The following is a 24,067-nucleotide window of genomic DNA, read 5'->3' on the forward strand; positions in this document are numbered from 1 at the left end:
GGCCGGCGATCGGCGGCGCCGGAGTGCGGACGGACGATGCGCATCGCGGAGCTTCAGACGACGGACATGCCCGCGCTGGCGGAACGCCTCGCCGGACTGCCGCATCTCGTCTTTCTCGACAGCGCGATGCCGCACGCCAAGCTCGGCCGCCATTCCTATCTCGCGGCCGATCCCTACGCCGTTCTGGAAGTCAGCGCCGCCGGAGCGCGCCTCAGCGGAGAGATCGTCGACGGCGATCCGCTCGAGGCGCTGGAGCGCGCGCTCGCGGCCGAACGCGCGCCGGCTCACCCCGACCTTCCGCCGTTCCAGGGCGGCGCGGCGGGCTTCATCTCCTACGACTACGGGCGTCGTCTTGAGCGGCTGCCGGCGCCTGAGGTGGACGATCTCGGCGTGCCGGACGCGGTGCTGCCGCTCTATGATTGGGTGATCGCCTGCGACCATGCCAAGGGGAAGGCGTGGCTGATCTCGACCGGCGCGCCTGAGCGCGACGCTGAGGCCCGCGCGGCGCGCGCGGACGCCCGCGCGAATTGGGTGCTGGAGCGGCTCGCGGCGCCCGTCGTCGCGCGGGCCGTCGTCGCCGCTCAGCCGATCGCCTTCAATTCGAACTTCACCCGCGAGGACTACGAGCGGGCGATCGCCCGCACCGTCGACTACGTGCTCTCGGGAGACATCTTCCAGGCGAACGTCGCCCAGCGCTTCCTGGCCGATCTCCCGGCGGGCTTCGACCCCTGGGCGTTCTACCGGCGCCTGCGCACCCGCAACGCCGCGCCGTTCGCGGCCTATCTCGCCTTCGGCGACGTCGTGCTGGCGTCGAGTTCGCCGGAGCGCTTCGTCTCGGTCGAGGGCGACCGCGTGGAGGCGCGGCCCATCAAGGGCACGGCCAAGCGCTGGGCGGACCCGCACGCCGACGGGTCGTCCTCCCGCGCTCTGCTCGCCTCCGAGAAGGACCGGGCCGAGAACGTCATGATCGTTGACCTGTTGCGGAACGACCTGTCGCGGGTGTGCCGGCCGGGCACGGTCGAGGTTCCGACCCTGTGCGGGCTCGAGACCTACGCCTCGGTCCATCATCTGGTCTCCGTCGTGACGGGGCGACTGCGTGAAGGGCTTGGCGTGACCGACCTGCTCAGGGCGAGCTTTCCCGGAGGCTCGATCACCGGCGCGCCGAAGCTCCGCGCCATGGAGATCATCGCCGAGCTGGAGCGCCACGCCCGCGGCGTTTACTGCGGCTCGATCGGCTGGATTTCGTTCGCCGGCGACGCTGACTTCAACATCGCGATCCGCACCGCGACGCTCGCCCGCGGCAAGGCCCTGTTTCAGGCCGGCGGCGGGATCACCGCGCTGTCGGACCCGCGCGCCGAATACGACGAGACGCTGACCAAGGCTCGCGCGGTGTTCGACGCCTTCGGCGGCGGCCTAGCGGCGGCCAAGGACGGCGAGGAGCCGCCGCGCGCGGCGGCCGGAGGCCTCCGATGATCCTCGTCGTCGACAATTACGACTCCTTCGTCTTCAACGTCGCCCGCTACGTCGAGGAGCTCGGCCGCGAGGTGAAGGTCGTGCGCAACGACGCGGTCGGCGTGCGGGAGATTGCGGCGATGGCGCCCGAGGCGGTGATCGTCTCGCCCGGCCCCTGCACCCCGACCGAAGCGGGCGTGTCGCTTCCGCTGATCCGGGCGCTGTCGGGCGTGGTCCCGATCCTTGGCATCTGCCTCGGCCATCAAGCGATCGGCGAGGTCTTCGGAGGCCGCGTCGTTCGCGCCCGGCGGCCGCTGCACGGTCGCGCCTCCCGCGTCGCGCACGACGGCGAGGGACTGTTCGCCGGGCTGCCCGACCCGCTCACCGTCGGCCGCTACCACTCCCTAATCGTCGAGTTCGACGAAGGCTACGTGGGGCCGCTCCGCGTGACGGCGACTTCGGAGGAGGGCGAGGTGATGGCGCTGGCGCACGCGGAGCATCCGACGTTCGGCGTGCAGTTCCATCCGGAGTCGATCCTCACCGACAGCGGCCACGCCTTGCTCCGGAACTTCCTGGCCATGGCGGAGGCGCGCGCGCCGTGCCTCGCCTGAACGGCGCCGCGGCGGCGGGCGTCGCGCCGTTTGACCTCGCGGACCGTGGGCTGACGCTCGGCGACGGGCTGTTCGAGACCATTGCGGTGTTCGACGGCCGTCCCGCCGCGCTCGACGCCCACCTCGACCGCATGGTCGAAGCCGCGGCCGAAATCCGGTTGCCGGTCGATCGCGGCCTGCTTGAAACGGAGGTGGCGGCTCTGGCGGGGGAGGGCGGCGACGCCGTCCTTCGCCTCACGGTCACCCGCGGCGCTGGCGCGCGCGGGCTCGCGATCCCCGAGGGCGGCGCGCCGACCGTAATCGCGGCGCGGGCGCCGTTCCCCTTCGCCGCCCTCGGGGCGCCGATCCAGCTCGCCACGGTCTCGGTCCAGCGCAATCCGACGTCCTTCGCGTCGCGCGCCAAGACCCTGTCCTACCTCGACAGCGTGCTCGCCTACGACGAGGCGCGCCGCGCGGGCGCGGACGATGCGCTGATGCTGAACATCCACGGCCGCGCCGCGTCGACGTCGATGGCGAACCTCTTTGCGCTGTTCGGACGGACGCTCGCCACACCGCCGGTCGCGGAGGGCGTGCTGCCGGGGATCGTGCGCCGGCTCGTGCTGAAGCTCGCCCCCGCGCTGGGCCTTACGCCGCTGGAGCGTCCGCTGACGCGCGCCGAGCTGAGCGACGCCGACGCCGTCTTCGCCACCAACAGCGTTCGGCTCCTGATGCCGGTGACCGCTCTGGACGGCGCCAGGCTCGCCGAGGAGACGGGGGTCATAACGGCGCTCGCCGAGGCCGTCCGAGAGGCCTGCGGCGCTCCGCGAAAGGGTTAACGGCCGGCGCCGTGCCGTTAGCGATCGTTCACTAAGCGGGAGCGCGACAGCTTGCGGGCGGCGTCGGCGGCGGTATCTCCGCGGACGCCATGGCTGACACCGCCCGCACTTTCAAGCGCCTCCGGCCGCCGACGTCACCGCCAGCGCAGCCGAGCCGACCGGTCTTCGGCCGCCGCGCTTCGGTTCCGGAGCCGACGCCAGCGCCGCGACGCACGTCGCGCGCCGCGCAGGCCTTCTGCGCAGGCATGATCGTCTACGGGATTGTGATGATCGTGCTCGACAAACTTTAGAACGCCCCGAGCGTCAGGGCAGCGCGTCGTAGCCCGGCCCGAACCCCTTCAGCGACACCGGGATGCCGATGCCCTTCTCGGGCGTTTGGAAGATGATGAAGGTCGCGCTCTGACCGTTGCGGAACTGGTTGACGAGCGTGTCCTCGAGCACCACCTCAGCCACGCAGCCGTTCTGCAGGCACCGGACGAAGCCGGCGCGGCCCACCTCGTTCTGGTCGATCCGAAGGCCCAGTCCCGACGGCAACAGCACGCCGAGCGGCGCCAGCACCCGCAACAGGCGGCTCTTCTTATCGGCGGTCTTTAGAACGATGACCGTGAGGCCGACGTTCGGCATGTCGTCGGCCGTCACGCTCTGAATGAGCGCGCACTGCTCGCCCTGCGCGCCCGCCGGCGTGTCGCAGCGCATTTGCCAATCGCCATGGGTGGCCTTCACCGCGCCCTGCGCGAAAGCGGCGACCGGCGCGAGCCCGATCAGGGCGGCTGCGGCGGCGAGCGCCAGAGAACGGATGCGAGGCACGTGGGGCGGTCTCCGGATACGGGCCGCTCGGGCGTAGCAGAGCGGAGCGGCGTGTCAAGCTGACCGCCGCTCGCCCAAGGCCGTCTCGGGACTGCGGTTTTTCGCGCCCTTATGCCGCATGGAAGTCACTGAGGCGCCACATTGAGCTTGCGCAACCTTTATGATTTCAAGAAAGCAGGTTAGACCCCCTACAGCCTGCCGCACGCACGGATTCGTCCGCGCGGGCCGGCCGCTTGGGCCTGACCGGCTCCGACCATTGGCGGGCTCGCTCCGCCAGGGAAGGGCATGACAAGACAACAAAAAGGGCGAAACCGGCCCTTGGGAAGCGACGAGAGGCTGGCATGTTTCCAACCGGACGTCTGACGACGCTCACGATCGCCGCCGCTGCGGCCTCGATCATCGGCGCCGCCCCGGCGCTGGCCGCCGCCGGCCAGCCCAGCCCGTGGGAGGTCGGCTTCCAGGACGCCGTCACGCCGATCTTCGAGCAGATCCACGATTTTCATAACTTCATCCTGGCGATCATCACGGTCATCACGCTGTTCGTTCTGGCGCTGCTGATCTACGTCGTGGTGCGCTTCCGCGAGGACCGGAACCCGGTTCCCTCCAAGACCACGCATCACACGATGCTCGAGGTCGTCTGGACGATCGCGCCGGTGCTGATCCTGGTCGCGATCGCCGTGCCTTCCTTCCGCCTTCTCTACGCCCAGTACACGCCGCCCCCTGGCGATCTGAACATCAAGATCGTCGGCCGCCAGTGGAACTGGGACATCGTCTATCCCGACGCCGACGAGCTGACGCTCACCGCTGTGATGGCTCAGGACAGCGACCTCAAGCCCGGCCAGCCCCGGCTGCTGAGCGTCGACAACGAGGCCGTCGTGCCGGTCGGCAAGGTGGTCCGCGTGCAGGTCACCTCCGAGGACGTGATCCACTCCTTCGCCATGCCGTCCTTCGGCGTGAAGGTGGACGCCGTTCCGGGCCGCAACAATGAGACCTGGTTCCGCGCCGACAAGGAGGGCGTGTACCACGGCCAGTGCTCCGAACTCTGCGGCCAGGACCACGCCTTCATGCCGATCGTGATCCGGGTGGTGAACGAGGAGCTGTACGGCCGCTGGCTCGAAGCCGCGAAGTCGGACACCGAAGAAGCCAAGAAGCTGCTCGAGGCGTCGATCGAGCAGGGCGGCGCGACCGTCGCGCAGCGCTGATCGACCGCCCGAAAAAGACTTGAGTCAGGGAGACGAGGCTATGGCCACTGCGGCTCACGCCCATGGTACGACGCACCCGGGGCACGACCACCCGACGGGATGGCGGCGCTACGTGTATTCGACGAACCACAAAGACATCGGCACGATGTACCTGATCTTCGCGATCTGCGCGGGGATCCTGGGCGGCGCGCTCTCGATCGGCATCCGCCTCGAGCTGCAGCAGCCGGGCATGCAGTTCTTCACGAACCCAAACACGTTCAACGCCTTCACCACGGCGCACGGCCTCATCATGATCTTCTTCATGGTGATGCCGGCGATGATCGGCGGCTTCGGCAACTGGTTCGTGCCCCTCATGATCGGCGCGCCTGACATGGCGTTCCCGCGCATGAACAACATCTCCTTCTGGCTGCTGATCCCGGCGGTCGGCCTGCTGATCACTTCGCTCTTCGTCGAGGGCGCCCCAGGCTCGCACGGCGTCTCGGGCGGCTGGACGATCTATCCGCCCTATTCGACGAGCGGCCAGCCCGGCCCGGCCATGGACTTCGCGATCCTCGGCCTGCACATCGCGGGCGCCTCGTCGATCCTCGGCGCGATCAACTTCATCACCACGATCTTCAACATGCGCGCCCCCGGCATGACGCTGCACAAGATGCCGCTGTTCGCCTGGGCCGTGCTCGTGACCGCCTTCCTGCTGCTGCTCTCGCTCCCGGTCCTCGCCGGCGCGATCACCATGTTGCTCACCGACCGCAACTTCGGCACGACCTTCTTCTCGCCGGCCGGCGGCGGCGACCCGATTCTCTACCAGCACCTGTTCTGGTTCTTCGGGCACCCGGAGGTGTACATCCTGATCCTGCCGGGCTTCGGCATCATCAGCCACATCATCTCGACCTTCTCGCGCAAGCCCGTGTTCGGCTACCTCGGCATGGCCTACGCCATGGTCGCGATCGGCGTGGTCGGCTTCGTCGTGTGGGCGCACCACATGTACACCACCGGCATTTCCGTGAACACGCAGGCGTACTTCGTGTTCGCCACCATGGTCATCGCGGTTCCGACGGGCGTGAAGATCTTCTCGTGGATCGCGACGATGTGGGGCGGTTCGATCAGCCTCCGCGCCCCGATGTACTGGGCGATCGGCTTCATCTTCCTGTTTACGCTCGGCGGCGTCACCGGCGTGGTGCTGTCCAACGCCGGCATCGATCGCTCGCTGCACGACACCTACTACGTGGTCGCTCACTTCCACTACGTGCTGTCGCTCGGCGCCGTGTTCGCCATCTTCGCGGGCTGGTACTACTGGTTCCCCAAGATGTTCGGTTACATGTACAACGAGACGATCGCGAAGACCCACTTCTGGGTCACGTTCATCGGCGTGAACCTCGTGTTCTTCCCGCAGCACTTCCTCGGCCTGTCGGGCATGCCGCGCCGCTACGTCGACTATCCCGACGCGTTCGCGGGCTGGAACTTTGTGTCCTCTGTCGGTTCGTACATCTCGGCGGTCGGCGTGTTCATCTTCCTCTACGGCGTCGTCGAGGCCTTCTCGAAGAAGCGCGTGGCGGGCGATAACCCCTGGGGTCCGGGCGCTACCACGCTCGAGTGGACGCTGCCTTCGCCCCCGCCGTTCCACCAGTTCGAGACGCTGCCCCGCGTGAAGTGACCTTCTGAGCGGCCGGGCGGGCCTCGCCCCTCCGGCCGCTCCCGCCCCGACCGGGCTCAACTCAAGTCAGGCGCGTACCTCCCCATGTCCCTCGCTCACGACGATCATCTCGACGCCCCGACGCTGACGGGCCCCGGCCCGAGCCTCGCGGGCGTGGAGGACTTCGTCGCGCTCTTGAAGCCGCGGGTGATGTCGCTCGTGATCTTCACGGCGCTCGTCGGCCTCGTCGCCGCTCCCGGCGGCCTGCACCCCGTGCTCGGCGCGATCGCGCTGCTTTGCGTCGCCGTCGGCGCCGGGGCTTCGGGGGCGCTGAACATGTGGTGGGACGCCGACATCGACGCGGTGATGACCCGCACCCAGAACCGCCCGATCCCGGCGGGACGCGTCGCGCCCGGCGAGGCGCTCGGCTTCGGCCTGCTGCTCTCCGGCGTTTCGGTGATGCTGCTCGGCCTCGCCACCAACTGGCTGGCGGGCGGGCTGCTCGCCTTCACGATCTTCTTCTACGTCGTCGTCTACACGATGTGGCTGAAGCGCTGGACGCCTCAGAACATCGTCATCGGCGGGCTCGCCGGCGCGCTGCCGCCGATGATCGGCTGGGCCGCGGCGACGGGAACCGTCGGGCTCGAGAGCGCGACGCTGGTCGCCATCATCTTCATGTGGACGCCGCCGCACTTCTGGGCGCTCGCCCTGATCAAGTCCGAGGACTATGCGCGGGCGGGCGTGCCCATGCTTCCGGTCGTCGCCGGCGAGGACGAGACCCGCAAGCAGATCCTGCTCTATTCCATCGCGCTGGCGCCGCTCGGCGTGCTGCCGGCCGGGATCGGGCTTGGCGGATGGGCCTACCTGGCGCTGTCGAGCGTCGCCGGCCTGGCGTTCGTCGGCTTCGCCTGGCGGGTCTACCGGCAGCGGGAGGGCGCCCCCGCGCGTCGCGCCGCGGGTAAGCTGTTCGCCTATTCGCTGTTCTACCTGACGGCGCTGTTCGCGACGATCCTGATCGAAAAGAGCCTCGGGGTCGCGGCGCTGACCGCGCCTTTCGACGGCTGGGTATGATGGCCGAGGAGGATGGCGTCCGCCTTACCACCGAGCAGCAGCGTCAGCGGCGGCGGCGGAACGTCGCCATCGCTTGGGCGCTCGGCGCGCTGGTGGTTCTGTTCTGGCTGGTGACGATCTTCAAACTGGGCGGCAACGTCCTCAACCGGCCCCTGTGAGCGTGGAGACCGAGCGGTGACCGAACCGGCGCCGAACACGACGACCGATCTTGCCCGCCGCCACCGCAACGTGGCTGCGGCCTGCGGCCTGTTCGTCGCTGTGATGGTCGGCGCGGCTTTCGCCGCGGTGCCGCTCTACGACATGTTCTGCCGCGCGACCGGGTTCGACGGCACCACGCAGGTCGCGAAGGTGGCGCCAGAGGCGGCTCTGGACCGCACGATGATCGTCCGGTTCGACGGCAACGTGGCTCAGGGGCTCGACTGGGACTTCCGGCCGGAGGTCACCACGACGACGGTGAAGGTCGGCGAGACCAAGCTCGTGAACTTCAAGGTCCGCAACCGTTCGGACCGGGAACTGTCGGGAACCGCGACCTACAACGTCACGCCCGAGACCACCGGCGCCTACTTCGCCAAGCTGCAGTGCTTCTGTTTCACCGAGCAGACGCTGAAGCCCGGCGAGGAGATCGACATGCCGGTGGCTTTCTTCGTCGATCCGACGATCGCGGATGAGCGCGAGCTCGACCGCGTGAAGCAGATCACGCTGTCCTACACGTTCTTCCCGGCGAAGGGCCCGAAGCCGCTCGCCGCCGTGAAGGACGACCGACCGAAACTCTAGACGCTCACCGGGACGCGACGCGACAAGCGCTGCGATCCGAAGGACAATAACGGGGAGACGACCATGGCCGACGCCCACGCCAAGCATCACGACTACCACCTTGTGGACCCGAGCCCGTGGCCGTTCCTCGCCTCCATGGCGGCGTTCGTTATGGCTGTCGGCGCGGTGCTCTGGATGCACGGCCACACGCCGTGGATCGCCGTCGCCGGTTTCGCGGGCGTGCTCTACACCGCGATCGCCTGGTGGCGCGACGTGATCAAGGAGGCCCACGCCGGCTTCCACACCCGCGTCGTTCAGATCCACATGCGCTACGGCATGATCCTGTTCATCGCCTCCGAGGTGATGTTCTTCGTCGCGTGGTTCTGGGCCTACTTCGACGTGGCGCTGTTCCCGAACGAGGCGCACCAGTTCCAGCGGCTTGAGGCGACCGGCGGCGTGTGGCCCCCCACGGGCATCCAGACCTTCGATCCCTGGCACCTGCCGCTGGTCAACACGCTGATCCTGCTGACGTCGGGCACCACGGTGACCTGGGCGCACCATGCGCTGCTGCACGGCGACCGCCGCAGCCTCAAGATCGGCCTGTGGCTGACGATCGGCCTCGGCGTGCTGTTCTCGGTGTTCCAGGCGATCGAGTACTCCGAGGCCGCGTTCAAGTTCTCCGAGAACATTTACGGCGCGACCTTCTTCATGGCGACCGGCTTCCACGGCTTCCACGTCATCGTCGGCACCATCTTCCTCGCGGTCTGCCTCGCCCGCGTCTACGCCGGCCACTTCACGCCGAAGCAGCACTTCGGCTTTGAGGCGGCGGCCTGGTACTGGCACTTCGTCGACGTGGTGTGGCTGTTCCTGTTCATGGCCATCTACGTCTGGGGCGCCGGCGCGCACGCCGCGGCCCATTGACGGCGGCGCCCTCGGGGCGCCAGAGCTTCCGAAGGGCCGCCGGCGCCGCGCCGGCGGCCCTTCGCCGTTCCAAGGACCCGCGATGACGCCGCCCACCGTGTCTCAGACCCCCGTCAACGCCGCCGTCGCGGGGCTGCTGGGGCGCTGCCCCGCCTGCGGGAAAGGCAAGCTGTTCAAGGGCTTCATCGACCTGCCGCCGGCCTGCGAGGCCTGCGGCCTCGACTACGGCTTCGCGGACGCAGGCGACGGGCCGGCGGTGTTCGTCACGCTAATCGCTGGGTTTCTCGTGCTCGGCTTCGTGCTGTGGTTCGAGTTCACGTTCGAACCGCCGTTCTGGGTTCATCTTCTCGTGTCGCTGCCCCTGACGCTCCTCGTCTGCCTGGGAATGTTGCGCCTTTTGAAGGGCTTGCTGATCGCCCTCCAGCACCGCAACGCCGCCTCCGAGGCGAAGCTCGACCGATGACGGCCTCGCGCAAGCTCCTCGGCGCGGGGCTCGCGACGCTGGTCGCGCTCGGGCTTCTGATCGCCCTCGGCGTCTGGCAGTTGGAGCGGCTTGGCTGGAAGAACGACCTTGTCGCCCGCATCTCCGCGCGGACGGAAGCCCCGCCCGTCGCGGCGCCCCCGGAAGCGGACTGGCCGAGGCTTGACTTTGACGCCTGGGGTTACCGTCGGGTTAACCTGACCGGAACGTTCGCGCACCAGAACGAGGTCCGGGTCTACGTCGCGCTCAGCGACGCCCGCGGTCCGCTGTCCGGCCCGGGCTACTTCATCCTGACGCCGCTCGTCCGCCCGGACGGATCTTCCGTCATCGTCAATCGCGGCTTCGTGCCGGAGCCGCTGGGCGATCCGGCGCGGCGGCCCGAAACAAGGGTCGACGGACCCGTCTCGGTGACAGGTCTCCTGCGGGGGCCGGAAGACCGCAACCTCTTTACGCCCGCTGACGACCCTGCGAGGCGTCTCTTCTTTGCGCGCGATCCGAACGCGATCGCGTCCGCCCTTGGCCTGTCCCGCGTCGCGCCCTTCACGATCGACGCCGACGCCGCGTCGAGCCCCTGGGGGCTGCCGCAAGGGGGCGAGACGCGGGTGACCTTTCCCAACCGCCATCTCGAATACGCGCTCACCTGGTTCGGCCTCGCGGCCGCGCTTGCGGGGGTGTTCGCGGTCTACGCCCTCCGGGTCGTGCGGGAGGGACGGAACTCCTGAGCTCCGCAGCGCTTGCGGGGCCGGGCCCGCGGGCCTAGTTTGACGCCCTCATTTTCCAGTTTCGACGGAGCATCTTCGGCATGGCTGTCGCCTATGTCTCGACCCGCGGCGACGCGCCCAGGCTCGGTTTCACCGACGCGATGCTGGCGGGGCTCGCGCGCGACGGCGGCCTTTACGTGCCGGAGACCTGGCCCACGCTCTCCCGCGACGAGATCGCCGCGCTTGCGGGCCGCCCCTACGCCGAGATAGCCGAGGCCGTGATCGCCCCCTTCGTCGGCGACGCGATCCCGGCGCCGACGCTGCGGGCGATGATCCAGGAGGCCTATGGCTCGTTCCGCCACCCGGCGACCACGCCGCTGGTGCAGACCGGGCCGAACCGCTTCGTGCTGGAGCTGTTCCACGGGCCGACGCTCGCCTTCAAGGACGTCGCCATGCAGCTGCTCGCGCGGCTGATGGACTACGCCTTGGCCGAGCGCGGCCAGCGCGCGACCATCGTCGGCGCGACCTCCGGCGACACCGGCGGCGCCGCGATCGAGGCCTTCCGCGGGCGCTCGCGGCTCGACGTCTTCATCCTGATGCCGGACGGCAAGGTGAGCGAGGTCCAGCGCCGTCAGATGACCACCGTGCCGGACGTCAACGTCCACGCCATCGCGATCGACGGCTCGTTCGACGACGCGCAGGCGCACGTGAAGGCCATGTTCAATCATCACGCCTTCCGGGACCGCCTGGCGCTCGCCGGCGTCAACTCGATCAACTGGGCGCGGGTGCTGGCGCAAGCGGTCTATTATTTCGCGGCCGCTCTCGCGCTCGGCGCGCCGCACCGCAAGGTCGATTTCGTGGTGCCGACAGGCAACTTCGGCGACGTCTTCGCGGGCTATGTGGCGAAGCGCATGGGGCTGCCTATCGGCCGGCTCGTCATCGCCACCAACGTCAACGACATTCTTGCCCGCACGCTCGAGACCGGGCGTTACGAGGTCACCGGCGTCACCGCGACGACCTCGCCCTCCATGGACATCCAGGTGTCATCGAACTTCGAGCGGCTTCTGTTCGACGCCCTCGGCCGCGATCCCTCAAAGGTGCGCGCCGCGATGGCCTCCCTCGGGCAGTCCGGCGCCTTCACGCTGGAGCCGGACGCGCTCGCGGCCATCCGCGCGGAGTTCGACGCCGCGCGCGCCGACGAGGCGACGGTCGGGCGCACCATCGGCCGCGTGCTTAAGGACGCCGGCTACCTGCTCGACACCCACACTGCGGTCGCCTACGCCGTCGCCGATCACGCAGCGCTCGATCCGGCGACGCCGACCGTGGTGCTTTCGACCGCCCATCCCGCCAAGTTTCCGGACGCGGTGCAGGCGGCTTCCGGCGTGCGGCCCATTTTGCCGCCGCATCTCGCGGACCTGCTGCAGCGGCCCGAGCGCCTCAAGCGCCTGCCGAACGACGTCGCGGCGATCGAGGCTTACGTGTCGGACCACGCCCGGGTGCTGCGGGACGCCGCCGCGTGAGCGCCCGCCTCACCACGCTTCCCTCCGGCCTCGCCGTCGTCACCGACGCGATGCCCGAGCTCGGGACGGCGGCCGTCGGCGTCTCTTTCGGGGCCGGCGCCCGGTCGGAGCGCGAGGAGGAGCACGGGCTCGCCCACCTGCTCGAGCACATGGCGTTCAAGGGCACCGCGCGGCGCTCCGCGCTCGCCATCGCGGAGGAGATCGAGCAGGTCGGCGGCGATCTCAACGCCGCGACCGGCGTGGAGCAGACCGCCTATTCCGCACGCGTGCTGGCCGCCGACGTGGAGCTGGCGCTCGACATGCTGGCCGACATCGTCACCGAGCCCGCCTTCGATCCGGACGAGCTGAAGCGCGAGCAGAACGTCATCGTGCAGGAGATCGGTTCGGTCGAGGACACGCCCGACGACCTCGTGTTCGACATGCTCCAGGAAGCGGCTTTTCCCGGCCAGCCGCTCGGCCGCTCGATCCTCGGCACGGAGCAGACCGTGCGCGGGCTGGACCGGCGCGCGCTCGCGGGCTTCCTCGCCCGCAACTACACCTCCGGCGGCGCGGTCGTCGTCGCGGCCGGGGCGGTCGAGCACGACGCCTTCGTGGAGGCCGCGGCGCGTCTGTTCGACCGACTGCCGGCCGGGGAGGCGGAGACGCCGAAGGCCGCGATCTACCGCGGCGGCGACAAGCGGGCGAAGCGCGATCTCGAGCAGCTCCATGTCGCGATCGCCTTCGAGGGCCGCCCCTATGAGGCGCCCGACGCCTACGCGGCGCAGGTGTTCACGAACCTTGTCGGCGGGGGCATGTCCTCCCGCCTGTTCCAGGAGGTGCGCGAGAACCGCGGTCTCGCGTACTCCGTGCACGCCTTCCATTGGGGCTACGCCGACGCCGGCCTCTTCGGCGCCTACGCCGGCCTCGGGCCGGAAGACGCGGCCGAGATCCTGCCTGTCATGCTTGACGTGTTGCACGACGCCGCGGACGGCGCGACCGAGCGCGAGGTGCTCCGCGCCAAGGCGCAGATGAGGGCGGGGCTGCTGATGTCGCTGGAGCAGGCGGCGTCCCGCGCCGACCACCACGCCCGCCACCAGCTCGCCCACGGGCGGCCGCTTGATCTGGAGGAGACGCTCGCCAAGATCGAGGCGGTGACGGTGGAGGACGCGCGGGCCGCGGGCAAGCTCATGCTGGGCTCCGCGCCGACTCTCGCCGCCATAGGCCCGACGCGGGGGCTGATGCGCGAAGATCGCCTGGCCGAACGGCTGGGCGCGCGGCGCTCCGCGGCCTGAGACCGCGGGGATGGCGTTCTTCCGGACGCTGGCGGCGGCGGAGCTGGTGCCCACGGTCGCTGGCGACGGGGTCACCCTCCGCACGCCCCAGATGGCGGACTATCAGGCCTGGGCGGACCTGAGAGCCGCCAGCCGCTCTTTCCTGCGGCCGTGGGAGCCGATCTGGCCCGCCGACGACCTGACGCGGCTTGCCTACCGCCGCCGTCTGAAGCGCTACGTGCGCGAGATCGAGCAGGACCAGGCGTATCCGTTCTTCGTGTTCGACGCCGACGGGCGGCTGGTGGGCGGCGTCACGCTGAGCCAGGTGCGCCGCGGCGTCTCCCAGACCTGCTCGGTCGGCTACTGGATGGGCGAACCTCACGCCGGCCGGGGCCTGATGACCAAGGCGGTGCGCGCGCTCGCGCCCTTCGTGTTCACCCAGCTGAAGCTGCGCCGGATCGAGGCCGCCTGCCTGCCCTTCAACGCCGCGTCGATCCGCCTGCTGGAAAAGACGGGGTTCCAGAAGGAGGGCTATGCGCGGGAATATCTGTGCATCGACGGCGTCTGGCAGGACCACTTGCTTTACGCGCTTCTGCGAAGCGACGCCGTGGGCTAAGTAGGTGCGGGTCGGCGTTCCGCGGAGCGGCCGACGCGATCGGGACCCGCGGTAAAAGCCGGGCCATCACCTCGCCGTCGCTCCGACGGCCTTCGGGGAGACGCCAAGCGTTGCGTTCGGTCCGCGCCCTTCTTCCGGCGCTGCTTCTCTTCATGTCGCTCCTTTTCTCCGCCGCCCCCGCGGCGGCGCTGCAGCCGCTGTCCGTCGACGGCGACGACGAGGCGATCGATCTGCTGGGCGCCGTCGAGCGGCCGGTCGGCCAGGCGGATCGGCTCCAGGTCGCGACCTTCCCCGGCCCCGACGGGATCGTCCGACGGATCGAGGTGCGCGCCCAGCGCGAGGGCGGGGACGGACGGCAGTGGCTCGTCTTCGCGCTTCGCAACGACGGCGACGAACAGATCGACCGCCTGCTGGTCTCGCCGCACTTCCGGCTTGTGGGTTCGGGCGCCGTGTGGCCGGACCTCGGCGAGGAGCGGCTGGCGAACGTCACGGCCAGTCAGGGGCTGCGGCCCGAACGGCAGGCTTCCGACGACGCGGACGTGTTCCAGCTGACGATCGATCCCGGGGCGACAGTGACCTACGTCGTCGAGCTCGCCTCGCCGAAGCTGCTGCAGCTGACGCTTTGGGACACCGACGCCTACAAGGACAAGATCAACTCCTTCACGCTCTACCGCGGCATCATGCTCGGCGTCGGCGGCCTTCTGGCGCTGATCCTGACCATCCTGTTCGTGGTGAAGGGCAGCGTGATGTTCCCCGCCGCGGCCGCGCTGGCCTGGGGCGTGATGTTCTATCTCGGCGTCGACTTCGGCTTCTGGCGCAAGATTTTCGACCTTCAGCCGGACGTCGACCGCATCCTGAGAGCGGCGAGCGAAGCCTCGCTTGCGGCCACTCTGCTGGTCTTCCTATTCGCCTATCTCAATCTGAACCGATGGCATGTGCGCTACAGCCACATCATGGGCGTGTGGCTGGCTTTCCTGGTGGGGCTGGTTTGGCTTGCGGCCTATCAGGCGCCGATCGCCGCCGGTATCGCCCGGCTCTCGCTGATCGGCGTCGCGGTCATCGGCCTCGGCATCGTCGTGTGGTTCGCGGCTAAGGGCTACGACCGCGCGGTGATGCTGGCGCCGACGTGGATCCTGCTGGTCGCTTGGGTCGGCGCCGCCGCGATCACCGTCGCGGGCGGCCTCGCCAGCGATCTGGCCGCCGCGGCCCTGGTGGGCGGGCTGGTGCTGATCGTCCTTCTGATCGGCTTCACGGTCATGCAGCACGCCTTCTCCGGCGGCTCCGTCGCGACAGGGCCGGCCTCCGACGTCGAGCGCCGGGCGCTGGCGGTCACCGGCTCCGGCGACGTGGTGTGGGACTGGGACGTCGAGGGCGACCGCGTCCACGCCGGATATGAGCTGGAGCATGCGCTCGGCCTCAAGCGCGGCGCGCTCGATGCGCCGGCCGCGCGCTGGCTCGACGTGGTTCATCCAAGCGACCGCGACCGGTTCCGCGCGGCTCTCGACGCGCTGGTGGAGGAACGCCGGGGACGCCTCACGGAGACCTTTCGCCTGCGCGGCGCGGACGGGCATTTCCTCTGGTACACGCTGCGCGCCCGCCCCGTGGTGGGCGCGGACGGCGAGGTCGTGCGTTGCGTCGGCACGCTGCTCGACGTGACCGACGCCAAGACCACCGAGGAGCGCCTGCTCCAGAACGCGGTGCACGACAACCTCACCGGGCTGCCGAACCGCGAGCTGTTCGTGGACCGGCTGGACGCCGCGCTCGCCTACGCCCAGACCGACATGGGACTGCGGCCGACGGTGATGGTGCTCGACATCGACCGCTACAAGAAGGTCAACGAGAGCGTCGGCGTCACCACGGGCGACACCATCCTCATCACGGTGGTCCGGCGGCTCTCGCGGCTCCTGAAGCCCCAGGACACGCTGGCGCGCCTGGGCGGCGATCAGTTCGGCGTGCTGCTGCTGTCGGAGCGCGACGGCGAAAACATCACCGGCTTCGCCGACACCCTGAAGCGCACATTGCGCGCGCCGATCACCTTCGGCGGCCGCGAGATCTTCCTCACCGCCTCGATCGGCCTTGCGCTTTCCGACGGCCGGTCAGGCGCCGCCGGCGAGGAGATGGTCAAGAACGCCGAGGTGGCGATGTACCACGCCAAGCGCTTCGGCGGGGACCACATCGAGGTGTTCAAGCCGACCATGCGGGCGGCGACCACCGATCGCCTGCTGATCGCGGGCGAACTCAACCGGGCGCTCGAGCGCAACGAGATCAAGGTGCACTACCAGCCGATCGTCCGGCTGGAGGACCGCACCATCGCGGGCTTCGAGGCGCTGCTGCGCTGGGAGCATCCGCGCTACGGCCGCCGCTCGACCGCGGAGTTCATCTCGATTGCGGAAGAGAGCGGCCTGATCGTCGACCTCGGCCTGTTCGCGCTGGACGAGGCTGCGCGTCAGCTCGCGCAGTGGCAGGCGCGGGTGCCAGGCGAGCCGCCGCTGTTCATGTCGGTCAACGTCTCGAGCCGGCAGTTCCTGCGGCAAGACCTGGTGCAGGACATCAAGAACGTGCTGGCGCGGGCGCTGCTCCCGCCGGGCTCGCTCAAGATCGAGCTGACCGAGAGCCTGGTCATGGAGAACCCTGAACACGCGGCGCAGATGCTGCTGCGCCTCCGGGAGCTCGGCGCAGGGCTGTCGCTCGACGACTTCGGCACCGGCCACTCCAGCCTCGCCTATCTCCAGCGCTTTCCCTTCGACGTGTTGAAGATCGACAAGTCCTTCGTGCGTCCCACGGGACGGGGGGAGCGGCCGGTCATCTTGGGCTCGATCGTGCGGCTCGCGCACGATCTAGGCATGGAGGTCGTCGCAGAGGGCGTGGAGACCGACGGCGACGCGGTCGAGCTCTATCACCTCGGCGCCACCTTCGCGCAGGGCTACGCCTTCGGCGAGGCCATGTCGGCTGACGATTGCGACCGCATGCTTGGGCTCGCTCCCCAGGGCGTCGCCCGCCGGATGATGCAGGGCGCGCTCGGACGGCGGTGACGGCGCTGTTCCTCGGCGCTTCCGGAGCTCTGATTTCCAGGCGTGGGTTTAGCGCCTGAGACGGGAGGACCCATGACCTTTCGCGCACGGTTGATCCGCACGGCCGGCGGGCTCGCCGCCGTGGCGGCGACGAGCGGAGCCGCCTTCGGCGACGCCGCGAAACCTCAGGTTGAGATGCACCGCACGCAGGCGACCGAGAAAGACGAAAGCGGCTGGTATCTGGGGAAGTCGACCAAGGGCGGCTTCCGCATCCTGTCGCCGATCCCGTTCAACGACTACACGATCGTCACCGAAGACCGGAACATCGGCCGCCTGACGCTGCACGGCGTCGGCAGCAAGAGCGCGGACGGGATGGAGTTCGGCGCGATCGAAACCGTGCGGACCGACCGTCAGAAGGACGTCGACCTGCGCGACCTGATCGCCGGCGTGGCGAGAAAGCAGGGCGCGGCCGTTCCCGACGTCGAGGTTGAGACGATCGGCAGGGAGGAGGTCGCGCGCGCGGCCTTCGAAGGGCCATCCCGCGGCATCGTGATGCGCGTCTCGAAAACGGATAGGGGCCTGTTCAACGTGATCTGCGACTACCCCGTCGCTATCTCGGAATCGGCCAAGCTCACCTGCGCGGACTACGTGGACAGCTTCCGCCTCGACGACTGACCGGAGCCCGCCTCAGGCGTGCCCGGCTTCCGGGGAGAGCTTGCCGAGGTCGATGCCGATCTTCGCCAGCGCGCGCTCGTACTTCGTCTCGACCGCGCCGTCGAACACCAGACCGCGGTCGGCGGGCACGTTGAGCCACCCGTTCGCCTGGATCTCGGTCTCGAGCTGCCCCGGCGCCCAGCCGGCGTAACCGAGCGCGAGCAGCGCGCTCTTGGGCCCCGCGCCCTTGGCGATCGCCTTGAGGATGTCGAGCGTCGCCGTCAGGCAGATGCCGTCGTCGATCGAGAGCGTCGAGTCCTCGATCATGAAGTCGGCGGAGTGGAGCACGAAGCCGCGGCCGGACTCGACCGGCCCGCCCCGCAGCACCTGAATCGAGCCGGCGCGCTCCGGCAGCCGGATCTCCTCGCCCTCCGAGATCACGTCGAGCTGCACCAGCAGGTCGGGAAAGCTGATATGCGGGGCCGGCTTGTTGACCACGATGCCCATAGCGCCCTCGGAGGAATGCGCGCAGACGTAGATCACCGTGCGGGCGAACCGGTCGTCCGTCATGGTCGGCATGGCGACCAGCACCTGACCGTCGAGATAGCCCGATCGGACGGTGCGGTCAGCGAGGCGTTTGCGCAGGAGCTCCGGCATACATGGAAGAGTAGGGCCGCTCGTCGTGTTTTGAAAGGAGGCGCCGCCGCGCTTTCACGTCGCCCTCACGTCGAGTTGCCTTTCTCAGGGGCCGGCCTCAGGTAAGGCTTCGATGATGATCGCCCGCTCGCTGCTCGCCGCCCTCTCCGTCGTCGCTCTCGCGTGGCCCGCCTCCGCGGAGCCCACATCGCCTTGGGCGCGCGACGGCGCGTCGGCGCTGCGGCTGGTCGACGCGGGCCGCGGGCCGGCCGGCGAGCGCCTCGCCGCCGTCGCGATCACGCTGGACGGCGGCTGGAAGACCTACTGGCGCCAGCCCGGCGACAGCGGCGTGCCGCCCCGCTTCGACTTTTCCGGCTCGCGCAACCTCGCGTCCGCGACCGTCGTGTTTCCGGTTCCGGAGCGCGCCAGCGACGAGAGCGGGATCACCAACGTCTACCACAACGAGGTGACGCTTCCGGTCGCCGTCATTCCGAAGGATCCGGCCGTGCCCGTGGAGCTCGCGCTGGTGGCGGACTACGGCGTCTGCGACCAGGTCTGCGTCCCTGTGCGCTCGGAGGTCTCGCTCAGCCTCGCCGCCGACGGCGGTTTTCCCGGTCCGGCAGCTGCGGCGGCGCGACGCGCGCTCGCGCATGCGCCGAAGCCCAAGGCGCTCGGCGCGCCGGACGGCCCGCTTGCGATCGCGTCGATCATCCGCGAGGGCAACGGCTTCGAGGTCGGCGTCCGCGCGGGGGCGCCGGGCGCTCTGCTGTTCGCCGAAACAGGGGAGGGCGCCTTCGTGCCCTCGCCGAAGGCGCTGCCGTCGCGCGCGGACGGCGTCGAGCGCTTCCATGTGGCGCTGCCGGAGGGCGCGCCGCCTTCGGCGCTGCGCCTGACGCTCTCGGCCGGCGGAGAGGCCATCGAGACGCTGACGCCTATCGACGCCGTCGCGGCGAAGCCCTAAATCTCGGCCTCGACATCCCCAACGGCCGGGCCTCGTTCGGCCGCCTCACCGGATCGATCAGGAGAGTCCCAATGGCCATTGAGGTCGGCGCGCGCCTGCCCAACACCACCTTCCGCACGATGGGCCCCGAAGGGCCGGCGACGGTGATGGCGGACGAACTGTTCGCGGGCAAGAAGGCGGTGCTGTTCGCCGTCCCGGGCGCCTTCACGCCCACCTGCCACAAGAACCATCTCCCGGGCTACCTCAACAACCTCGATGCGCTGAAGGACAAAGGCGTCGACGTGATCGCGGTCACCTCGGTCAACGACGTCTTCGTCATGAACGCCTGGGCCGAGGCCACCGGCGGCAAGGGCAAGATCGAGTTCCTGTCGGACGGCAGCGCCGATTTCGCCAAGGCGCTGGGCCTCGAGCTCGACGCCTCGGCCGGCGGCCTCGGCGTGCGGTCCAAGCGCTACGCCATGATCCTCGACGACATGACCGTCACCTTCCTCGCCGTCGAGGACAGCCCCGGCAAAGCCGACCTCTCCGCCGCCGACAAGGTGCTCGCCGCACTTTGAAGCCTCGATAAGGGCGAGCCGGCCGCCGTGCGGCGCGCCCTCATGGTCCGGCTTGGCCGGACCATCCTCGTCCGACGCTGAACTCCGCGCCCGAGGTTGGTCCTCCGGTTGAGCCGGACGACGACGGCGGAGCGGGGTCGGGCGAGGTGAGAGCGGCCCGCGGGTCTCACCGCTTCGACTGGAACGGCTTCATGCCCTCGCGCGCCAACTCGTCGGCGCGCTCGTTCTCCGGGTGGCCAGCGTGCCCTTTCACCCAGCGCCAGTCGATCTGGTGGGTCCGGATCGCGGCGTCCAGGCGCTCCCACAGGTCCTGGTTCTTTACCGGCTTCTTGTCGGCCGTCCGCCAGCCGTTCTTCTTCCAGCCGTAGACCCACTTGGTGACGCCGTCACGCAGGTACTGGCTGTCGGTGTGCAGCACCACCTCGCAGGGGCGCGTCAGCGCCTCCAGCGCCGAGATGGCGGCCATCAGCTCCATGCGGTTGTTGGTGGTCGGAGCCTCGCCGCCCTTCAGCTCCTTCTCGACGCCGCCCTTGCGAAGGATCGCGCCCCAGCCGCCAGGGCCAGGGTTTCCGGAGCAGGCGCCGTCGGTGAAGATCTCCACCGCGCCCGGGGCTACCGGCTTCTCCGGCTCCGCGGGCCTCGCGAGCGGCGGAGGGCTCTTCGTCCGCGGCTTGTGCGACACCGGGCTCACGGCCGCCACCCGTAGTCGCCGAGCCCCGCCGCCTGCTGGTGGAAGCGAAGCTTCTTCAGGTATTCGAGCGGGTCGAGCTTCTTCACCAGCGCCCCCGGCGGCGTGTCGAGCCAGTCCACCAATCGGGTCAGCATGAAGCGTAGCGCGGCGCCGCGCGCGAGCGCCGGCAGCGCCGCGATCTCGGCCTCCGAGAGCGGCCGCGCCGCATGGTAGGCGTCGAGCAGCGCGCGGCCCTTGGTGACGTTGAACTCGCCGGTCGTCTCGAAGCACCAGGCGTTGAGGCAGATCGCGACGTCGTAGGCGAAGGCGTCGTCGCAGGCGAAGTAGAAGTCGATCAGCCCGGACAGGCGGTCGCCCAGGAAGAACACGTTGTTCGGGAAGAGGTCGGCGTGGATGACGCCGGAGGGCAGGGCGAGGTCCTCGAACGTCGGTGCAAGCGCTGCGAGCTCCGCCTCGATCAGCGCGTCGAGCCCAGGCGCGACCGCGTCGCTGCGCCCGCGGGCGCTCTCCGCGAGGCGCCGCCAGCCGTCGACCGACAGCGCGTTAGGACGCTTAAGGTCAAAGCCCTTGCCGGCCTCGTGCAGGTCCGCCAGCGCGCGGCCCAACTCGGCGCACTGCCGCGGCGTCGGCCGGCGCACCGAGACGCCGTCGAGGAAGGTGACGAGGGCCGCGGGGCGACCGCAAAGCTCCGACAGCAGCGCGCCGTCGCGCGCCGCCACCGGCTGCGGGCAGGTGACGCCGCGAGCGGCGAGATGCTCCAGCAGGCCTAGGAAGAACGGCAGGTCGTCGCGGCTTACCCGCTTCTCATAGAGCGTGAGGATGAACCGCGCCTTGGTGGTCACGAGCAGGTAGTTGGTGTTCTCCACGCCCTCCGCGATGCCCTTGAACGAGACGGCCTCGCCGATGTCGTAGGCCTTGAGGAAGGCGGCGAGGTCCTCGTCGGGGACTTCGGTGTAGACAGCCATGCGGGGTCTCAGGTGAGGGGGAGGGCGCACGGGCTGCTTAAGAGGTCGGCGCGCCGGCCGCAATGGGCCTCGGGCCACGTGAAACGTCCTGTCCGGCTTGACCGGACCATCCATGTCCGACGTGGAGCACGCCGGCGAATGTGGGTCCTCCGGTCAAGCCGGAGGACGATGGGTGCGCTTGGGATAGTCGGCTCGCCCGCCTACTCCGCCGCCGGCGCCCGGAGCTCGCGGGGGAGGGGGAAGAACACGCTCTCGTCCGCGGTCGACACCGTTTCGACCGTCACCGCGTAGCGCTCGGCGAAGGCGTCGATGATCTCCTCGACCAGGATCTCCGGCGCCGAGGCGCCGGCCGTGACGCCGAGCGTCCTGAGACCCGAGAACTCGTCCCAGTCGATGTCGGTCGCGCGCTGCACCAGCCGCGCCACGCGGCAGCCGGCGCGCTCGGCCACCTCGCGCAGGCGCTGGGAGTTCGACGAGTTCGGCGCGCCCACCACGACGAGCCCGTCGCACTCCGGCGCGACGCGTTTCACCGCCTCTTGGCGGTTGGTGGTCGCGTAGCAGATGTCTTCCTTGTAGGGGCCGTTGATCAGCGGGAAGCGGGCCTTCAGCGCCGCCACCACGTCGGCGGTGTCGTCGATCGACAGCGTCGTTTGGGTGACGTAGGCGAGCTCCTCCGCATCCGCAGGCAGGACGAGCGCCGCGACGTCGGCGACGGTCTCGACCAGCAGCACCGCGCCGTCGGGCAGCTGACCCATGGTGCCGATCACCTCGGGGTGGCCGGCGTGGCCGATGAGCAGCACCAGCCGCCCGCGCTTGTGGTGGATCTCCGCCTCGCGGTGCACCTTGGTGACCAGCGGGCAGGTGGCGTCGATCGCGATCAGGTTGCGGGCTTTCGCCGCGGCCGGCACCGACTTCGCGACGCCATGGGCCGAGAACACCACCGGCCGGTCGCCGTCGGGCGCCTCGTCCAGCTCTTCGATGAAGACCGCCCCTTTGCGCTTCAGGGCGTCGACCACGTAGCGGTTGTGCACGATCTCGTGGCGGACGTAGACCGGCGGCCCGAAGCGCACGAGGGCGGCCTCGACCACGTCGATCGCGCGCACCACGCCGGCGCAAAACCCTCGCGGGGCGCACAGCAGGATGCGGAGGGGCGGCTTGTCGCTCATGATCCGCTCAAGTGAGACAGGCGCCGAAGCGCGGGCCGTCGGGCGGGGACGGCGTTCGCCCCCGAGATGGGCCGCGCGAGCGGGGAGTGTCAAGGCGAGCCCCGCGCTTTCGCGCGCGGAACCACCTTGCTATAAAGCCCGCGCGCCGGGGCCGTCCCGCCCGCGGCGCCTGTTCCGGGGGCGAGGCGTATGCGTAGCGGCGACGGACGACGGACGAAAGCTGGCATCCATCTCCTGGCAGGCGCGGCGGCGCTGGCGCTGTCCGCGTGCAGCACGGTGGGCGGCGACCAGCAGGCCGGCGCCCCAGGCCAGGAAAGCGTGGCGACGAAGCTGCTGCTCGGCAACGCCAACCCGCCCCCGATCACGCCGCCGGTGGACGACGCCCTCAAGCGCGATTGCCCGCCGATCGAGATCCTCGACGGCACGGCGGCCTTCCGCGCCTATGATCCGCCCTCCGCGACCGACCCGTTCTCGGTGCGCTACCAGGCCAATCTGGTCGACACCGCGCGGCAGTGCTCCAGCCTCGGCGTCGAGGCGGCGATCCGAGTCGGCGTCACGGGCCGCGTGATTCTCGGGCCGAAGGGCGCGCCCGGCGCCTTCCGCCTGCCGCTGCGCGTTGCGGTCGTCGACGAGGCCGACAAGCCGATCTACTCGCAGGTCCATGTGATCGACGTGGTGGTGCCGGCGGGCCAGACCCAGGCGCAATTCCCGCATCTCGAGCAGGACATCGTGGTGCCGATCCCGGAAAACCGCTTCCGCGGCTGGCGCATCCTCGTCGGCTACGACCCCAAGGGCGTTCCGGCCGGCGCTGTCCGCCGCTCCGCCCGCCGCTGAGGCGCCGACGGCGCGCGGCTCCGCGGCGGCAAGACGGTGTTTCAGCGCTGCGCCGGGACGCGCCTTTCTCGGCGTCCGCCGCTTGACACCGTTCCGCGCCCTTCCTTATATCCGCCCGCGCCGCGGGGACGCTCATGCGACCCCTGCCGTGGCGGAGTAGCTCAGCTGGTTAGAGCAGCGGAATCATAATCCGCGTGTCGGGGGTTCGAGTCCCTCCTCCGCTACCAATTGACTTTACAGCGCTTTTTCCTGTTTCAGAGTCAGTGTAGCACGCCCCGGTTGGGCGGCTAATTGCGAATCCCTCGCTCGCTTCGTAAGCTTCGCGCTTCTGAATTGCCGATCTGGCGAGGGCAGAATCTCGTCGCAGATCGTGGGCGTCGAGGATCTTCCCGACGTCATTCATGCTGTGACCCGTGATCGTCGCGATCTCCGCTTCGGAGCATCCTGCAAGCGCCAGCCGCGTGACGGCCGTGCCGCGAAGATCGTGAAACGTCACCCCATTGATTCCGTCTCGCTTCACCGCTGTGCGCCACGACGCGCGAAACCCGGTTTCCGTCCAGAGCTTGCCGGCCTCGGTCGTGAGAATTGTCCGTCCCTTTCGGGGCGCCGCGTCGAGTAGAGCTTTCAGCGGCTCCCCGATGGGAATCCAGACGCGAACGCCAGTCTTGCCCTGCTTCAGCGTGATCCGCTCCCCGTCATAGGCGGACCAGGGAAGGCGCAGGAGATCGCCTTGCCGCTGTCCGGTCCAGAGCGCCATCATGA

General features: G+C 69.6%; 25 protein-coding genes, 1 tRNA gene and 1 pseudogene. 21 read left to right on the plus strand and 6 right to left on the minus strand.

Features of this window, described 5'->3' with window-relative positions; translation table 11 throughout:
- The first annotated feature begins 36 nt into the window (after positions 1–36).
- From pabB to METY_RS04965, 4 genes are all read left to right on the plus strand, one after another.
- Entirely contained in the window at positions 37–1,473 is a 1,437-nt protein-coding gene (gene pabB / locus METY_RS04950) for an aminodeoxychorismate synthase component I (protein ID WP_103120276.1), read from the plus strand.
- Positions 1,470–2,063: an anthranilate synthase component II gene (locus tag METY_RS04955; protein ID WP_103120277.1), complete on the plus strand. Its 594-nt coding sequence runs from the start codon at positions 1,470–1,472 to the stop codon at positions 2,061–2,063. Before pabB ends, METY_RS04955 begins: the two co-directional genes overlap by 4 nt.
- Complete coding sequence (locus tag METY_RS04960) at positions 2,051–2,878, plus strand: aminotransferase class IV (RefSeq protein ID WP_103120278.1); 828 nt, start codon at positions 2,051–2,053, stop codon at positions 2,876–2,878. The genes METY_RS04955 and METY_RS04960 overlap by 13 nt, the downstream gene beginning before the upstream one ends.
- 89 nt (positions 2,879–2,967) lie before the next feature.
- Positions 2,968–3,168 carry a hypothetical protein gene (locus METY_RS04965; protein ID WP_103120279.1) on the plus strand — a complete coding sequence of 67 codons (201 nt, stop codon included), beginning with the start codon at positions 2,968–2,970 and terminating at the stop codon, positions 3,166–3,168.
- A gap of 13 nt (positions 3,169–3,181) precedes the next feature.
- Here the strand turns inward: METY_RS04965 and METY_RS04970 are convergent, their stop codons facing one another.
- Entirely contained in the window at positions 3,182–3,685 is a 504-nt protein-coding gene (locus METY_RS04970) for an invasion associated locus B family protein (RefSeq protein ID WP_103120280.1), read from the minus strand.
- A gap of 341 nt (positions 3,686–4,026) precedes the next feature.
- Here METY_RS04970 and coxB point away from each other — a divergent pair, with 341 nt between their 5' ends.
- From coxB to METY_RS05030, 13 genes are all read left to right on the plus strand, one after another.
- Positions 4,027–4,887 carry a cytochrome c oxidase subunit II gene (gene coxB, locus METY_RS04975; RefSeq protein WP_103120281.1) on the plus strand — a complete coding sequence of 287 codons (861 nt, stop codon included), beginning with the start codon at positions 4,027–4,029 and terminating at the stop codon, positions 4,885–4,887.
- A gap of 40 nt (positions 4,888–4,927) precedes the next feature.
- The gene (gene ctaD / locus METY_RS04980) at positions 4,928–6,538 is read left to right on the plus strand and encodes a cytochrome c oxidase subunit I (protein ID WP_103120282.1); all 1,611 of its coding nucleotides are present in this window, start codon (positions 4,928–4,930) and stop codon (positions 6,536–6,538) included.
- A gap of 84 nt (positions 6,539–6,622) precedes the next feature.
- Positions 6,623–7,588, plus strand: coding sequence for a heme o synthase (gene cyoE, locus METY_RS04985; RefSeq protein WP_103120283.1), 966 nt, complete (start codon positions 6,623–6,625; stop codon positions 7,586–7,588).
- Positions 7,588–7,746 (plus strand): hypothetical protein, encoded by a 159-nt coding sequence (locus METY_RS21185; RefSeq protein WP_200819600.1) that lies wholly within the window; start codon positions 7,588–7,590, stop codon positions 7,744–7,746. Before cyoE ends, METY_RS21185 begins: the two co-directional genes overlap by 1 nt.
- Before the next feature lie 16 nt (positions 7,747–7,762).
- The gene (locus tag METY_RS04990; protein WP_103120284.1) at positions 7,763–8,362 is read left to right on the plus strand and encodes a cytochrome c oxidase assembly protein; all 600 of its coding nucleotides are present in this window, start codon (positions 7,763–7,765) and stop codon (positions 8,360–8,362) included.
- Between the two features lie 63 nt (positions 8,363–8,425).
- Positions 8,426–9,262 (plus strand): cytochrome c oxidase subunit 3, encoded by an 837-nt coding sequence (locus tag METY_RS04995; protein WP_103120285.1) that lies wholly within the window; start codon positions 8,426–8,428, stop codon positions 9,260–9,262.
- A gap of 82 nt (positions 9,263–9,344) precedes the next feature.
- On the plus strand, positions 9,345–9,725 hold the full coding sequence (locus METY_RS05000) for a DUF983 domain-containing protein (protein WP_103120286.1): 381 nt from the start codon (positions 9,345–9,347) through the stop codon (positions 9,723–9,725).
- A complete protein-coding gene (locus METY_RS05005) occupies positions 9,722–10,465 on the plus strand; it encodes an SURF1 family protein (RefSeq protein WP_103120287.1) in 744 nt (247 codons plus the stop codon). Before METY_RS05000 ends, METY_RS05005 begins: the two co-directional genes overlap by 4 nt.
- An 80-nt stretch (positions 10,466–10,545) precedes the next feature.
- Positions 10,546–11,964, plus strand: a complete 1,419-nt coding sequence (thrC, locus tag METY_RS05010) for a threonine synthase (RefSeq protein WP_103120288.1) — start codon at positions 10,546–10,548, stop codon at positions 11,962–11,964.
- On the plus strand, positions 11,961–13,235 hold the full coding sequence (locus METY_RS05015) for a M16 family metallopeptidase (protein ID WP_103120289.1): 1,275 nt from the start codon (positions 11,961–11,963) through the stop codon (positions 13,233–13,235). The genes thrC and METY_RS05015 overlap by 4 nt, the downstream gene beginning before the upstream one ends.
- 10 nt (positions 13,236–13,245) lie before the next feature.
- Entirely contained in the window at positions 13,246–13,830 is a 585-nt protein-coding gene (locus METY_RS05020) for a GNAT family N-acetyltransferase (protein ID WP_103120290.1), read from the plus strand.
- Between the two features lie 110 nt (positions 13,831–13,940).
- A complete protein-coding gene (locus METY_RS05025) occupies positions 13,941–16,862 on the plus strand; it encodes a sensor domain-containing phosphodiesterase (protein WP_103120291.1) in 2,922 nt (973 codons plus the stop codon).
- 72 nt (positions 16,863–16,934) lie between these two features.
- Positions 16,935–17,516 (plus strand): hypothetical protein, encoded by a 582-nt coding sequence (locus METY_RS05030; protein WP_103120292.1) that lies wholly within the window; start codon positions 16,935–16,937, stop codon positions 17,514–17,516.
- 12 nt (positions 17,517–17,528) lie between these two features.
- On the opposite strand, the gene METY_RS05035 is transcribed toward METY_RS05030, so the two are convergent.
- Positions 17,529–18,152 (minus strand): YqgE/AlgH family protein, encoded by a 624-nt coding sequence (locus METY_RS05035; protein WP_103120293.1) that lies wholly within the window; start codon positions 18,150–18,152, stop codon positions 17,529–17,531.
- A 115-nt stretch (positions 18,153–18,267) separates the two neighbouring features.
- Here METY_RS05035 and METY_RS05040 point away from each other — a divergent pair, with 115 nt between their 5' ends.
- Complete coding sequence (locus METY_RS05040; protein WP_244593521.1) at positions 18,268–19,092, plus strand: protein-disulfide reductase DsbD domain-containing protein; 825 nt, start codon at positions 18,268–18,270, stop codon at positions 19,090–19,092.
- A gap of 71 nt (positions 19,093–19,163) precedes the next feature.
- The gene (locus METY_RS05045) at positions 19,164–19,649 is read left to right on the plus strand and encodes a peroxiredoxin (RefSeq protein WP_103120295.1); all 486 of its coding nucleotides are present in this window, start codon (positions 19,164–19,166) and stop codon (positions 19,647–19,649) included.
- A 166-nt stretch (positions 19,650–19,815) separates the two neighbouring features.
- On the opposite strand, the gene rnhA is transcribed toward METY_RS05045, so the two are convergent.
- The 3 genes from rnhA to ispH form a co-directional block, all read right to left on the minus strand.
- Positions 19,816–20,250: a ribonuclease HI gene (gene rnhA / locus METY_RS05050; protein WP_103120447.1), complete on the minus strand. Its 435-nt coding sequence runs from the start codon at positions 20,248–20,250 to the stop codon at positions 19,816–19,818.
- A gap of 86 nt (positions 20,251–20,336) precedes the next feature.
- Complete coding sequence (locus METY_RS05055; RefSeq protein ID WP_103120296.1) at positions 20,337–21,305, minus strand: homoserine kinase; 969 nt, start codon at positions 21,303–21,305, stop codon at positions 20,337–20,339.
- 200 nt (positions 21,306–21,505) lie between these two features.
- Positions 21,506–22,471: a 4-hydroxy-3-methylbut-2-enyl diphosphate reductase gene (gene ispH, locus METY_RS05060; protein WP_103120297.1), complete on the minus strand. Its 966-nt coding sequence runs from the start codon at positions 22,469–22,471 to the stop codon at positions 21,506–21,508.
- A 189-nt stretch (positions 22,472–22,660) separates the two neighbouring features.
- Between ispH and METY_RS05065 the strand changes: the two genes are divergently transcribed.
- Together METY_RS05065 and METY_RS05070 are read left to right on the plus strand one after the other, a co-directional pair.
- Positions 22,661–23,305 (plus strand): hypothetical protein, encoded by a 645-nt coding sequence (locus METY_RS05065; protein WP_244593522.1) that lies wholly within the window; start codon positions 22,661–22,663, stop codon positions 23,303–23,305.
- A gap of 150 nt (positions 23,306–23,455) precedes the next feature.
- A tRNA-Met gene (locus tag METY_RS05070) sits at positions 23,456–23,532 on the plus strand.
- A 236-nt stretch (positions 23,533–23,768) separates the two neighbouring features.
- Here METY_RS05070 and METY_RS05075 read toward each other — a convergent pair.
- Positions 23,769–24,065, minus strand: a pseudogene (locus tag METY_RS05075) (tyrosine-type recombinase/integrase); the annotation flags it as partial.
- Positions 24,066–24,067 lie beyond the last annotated feature (2 nt).

This window comes from Methylopila sp. Yamaguchi, from assembly GCF_002897035.1.
GTDB lineage: Bacteria > Pseudomonadota > Alphaproteobacteria > Rhizobiales > Methylopilaceae > Methylopila.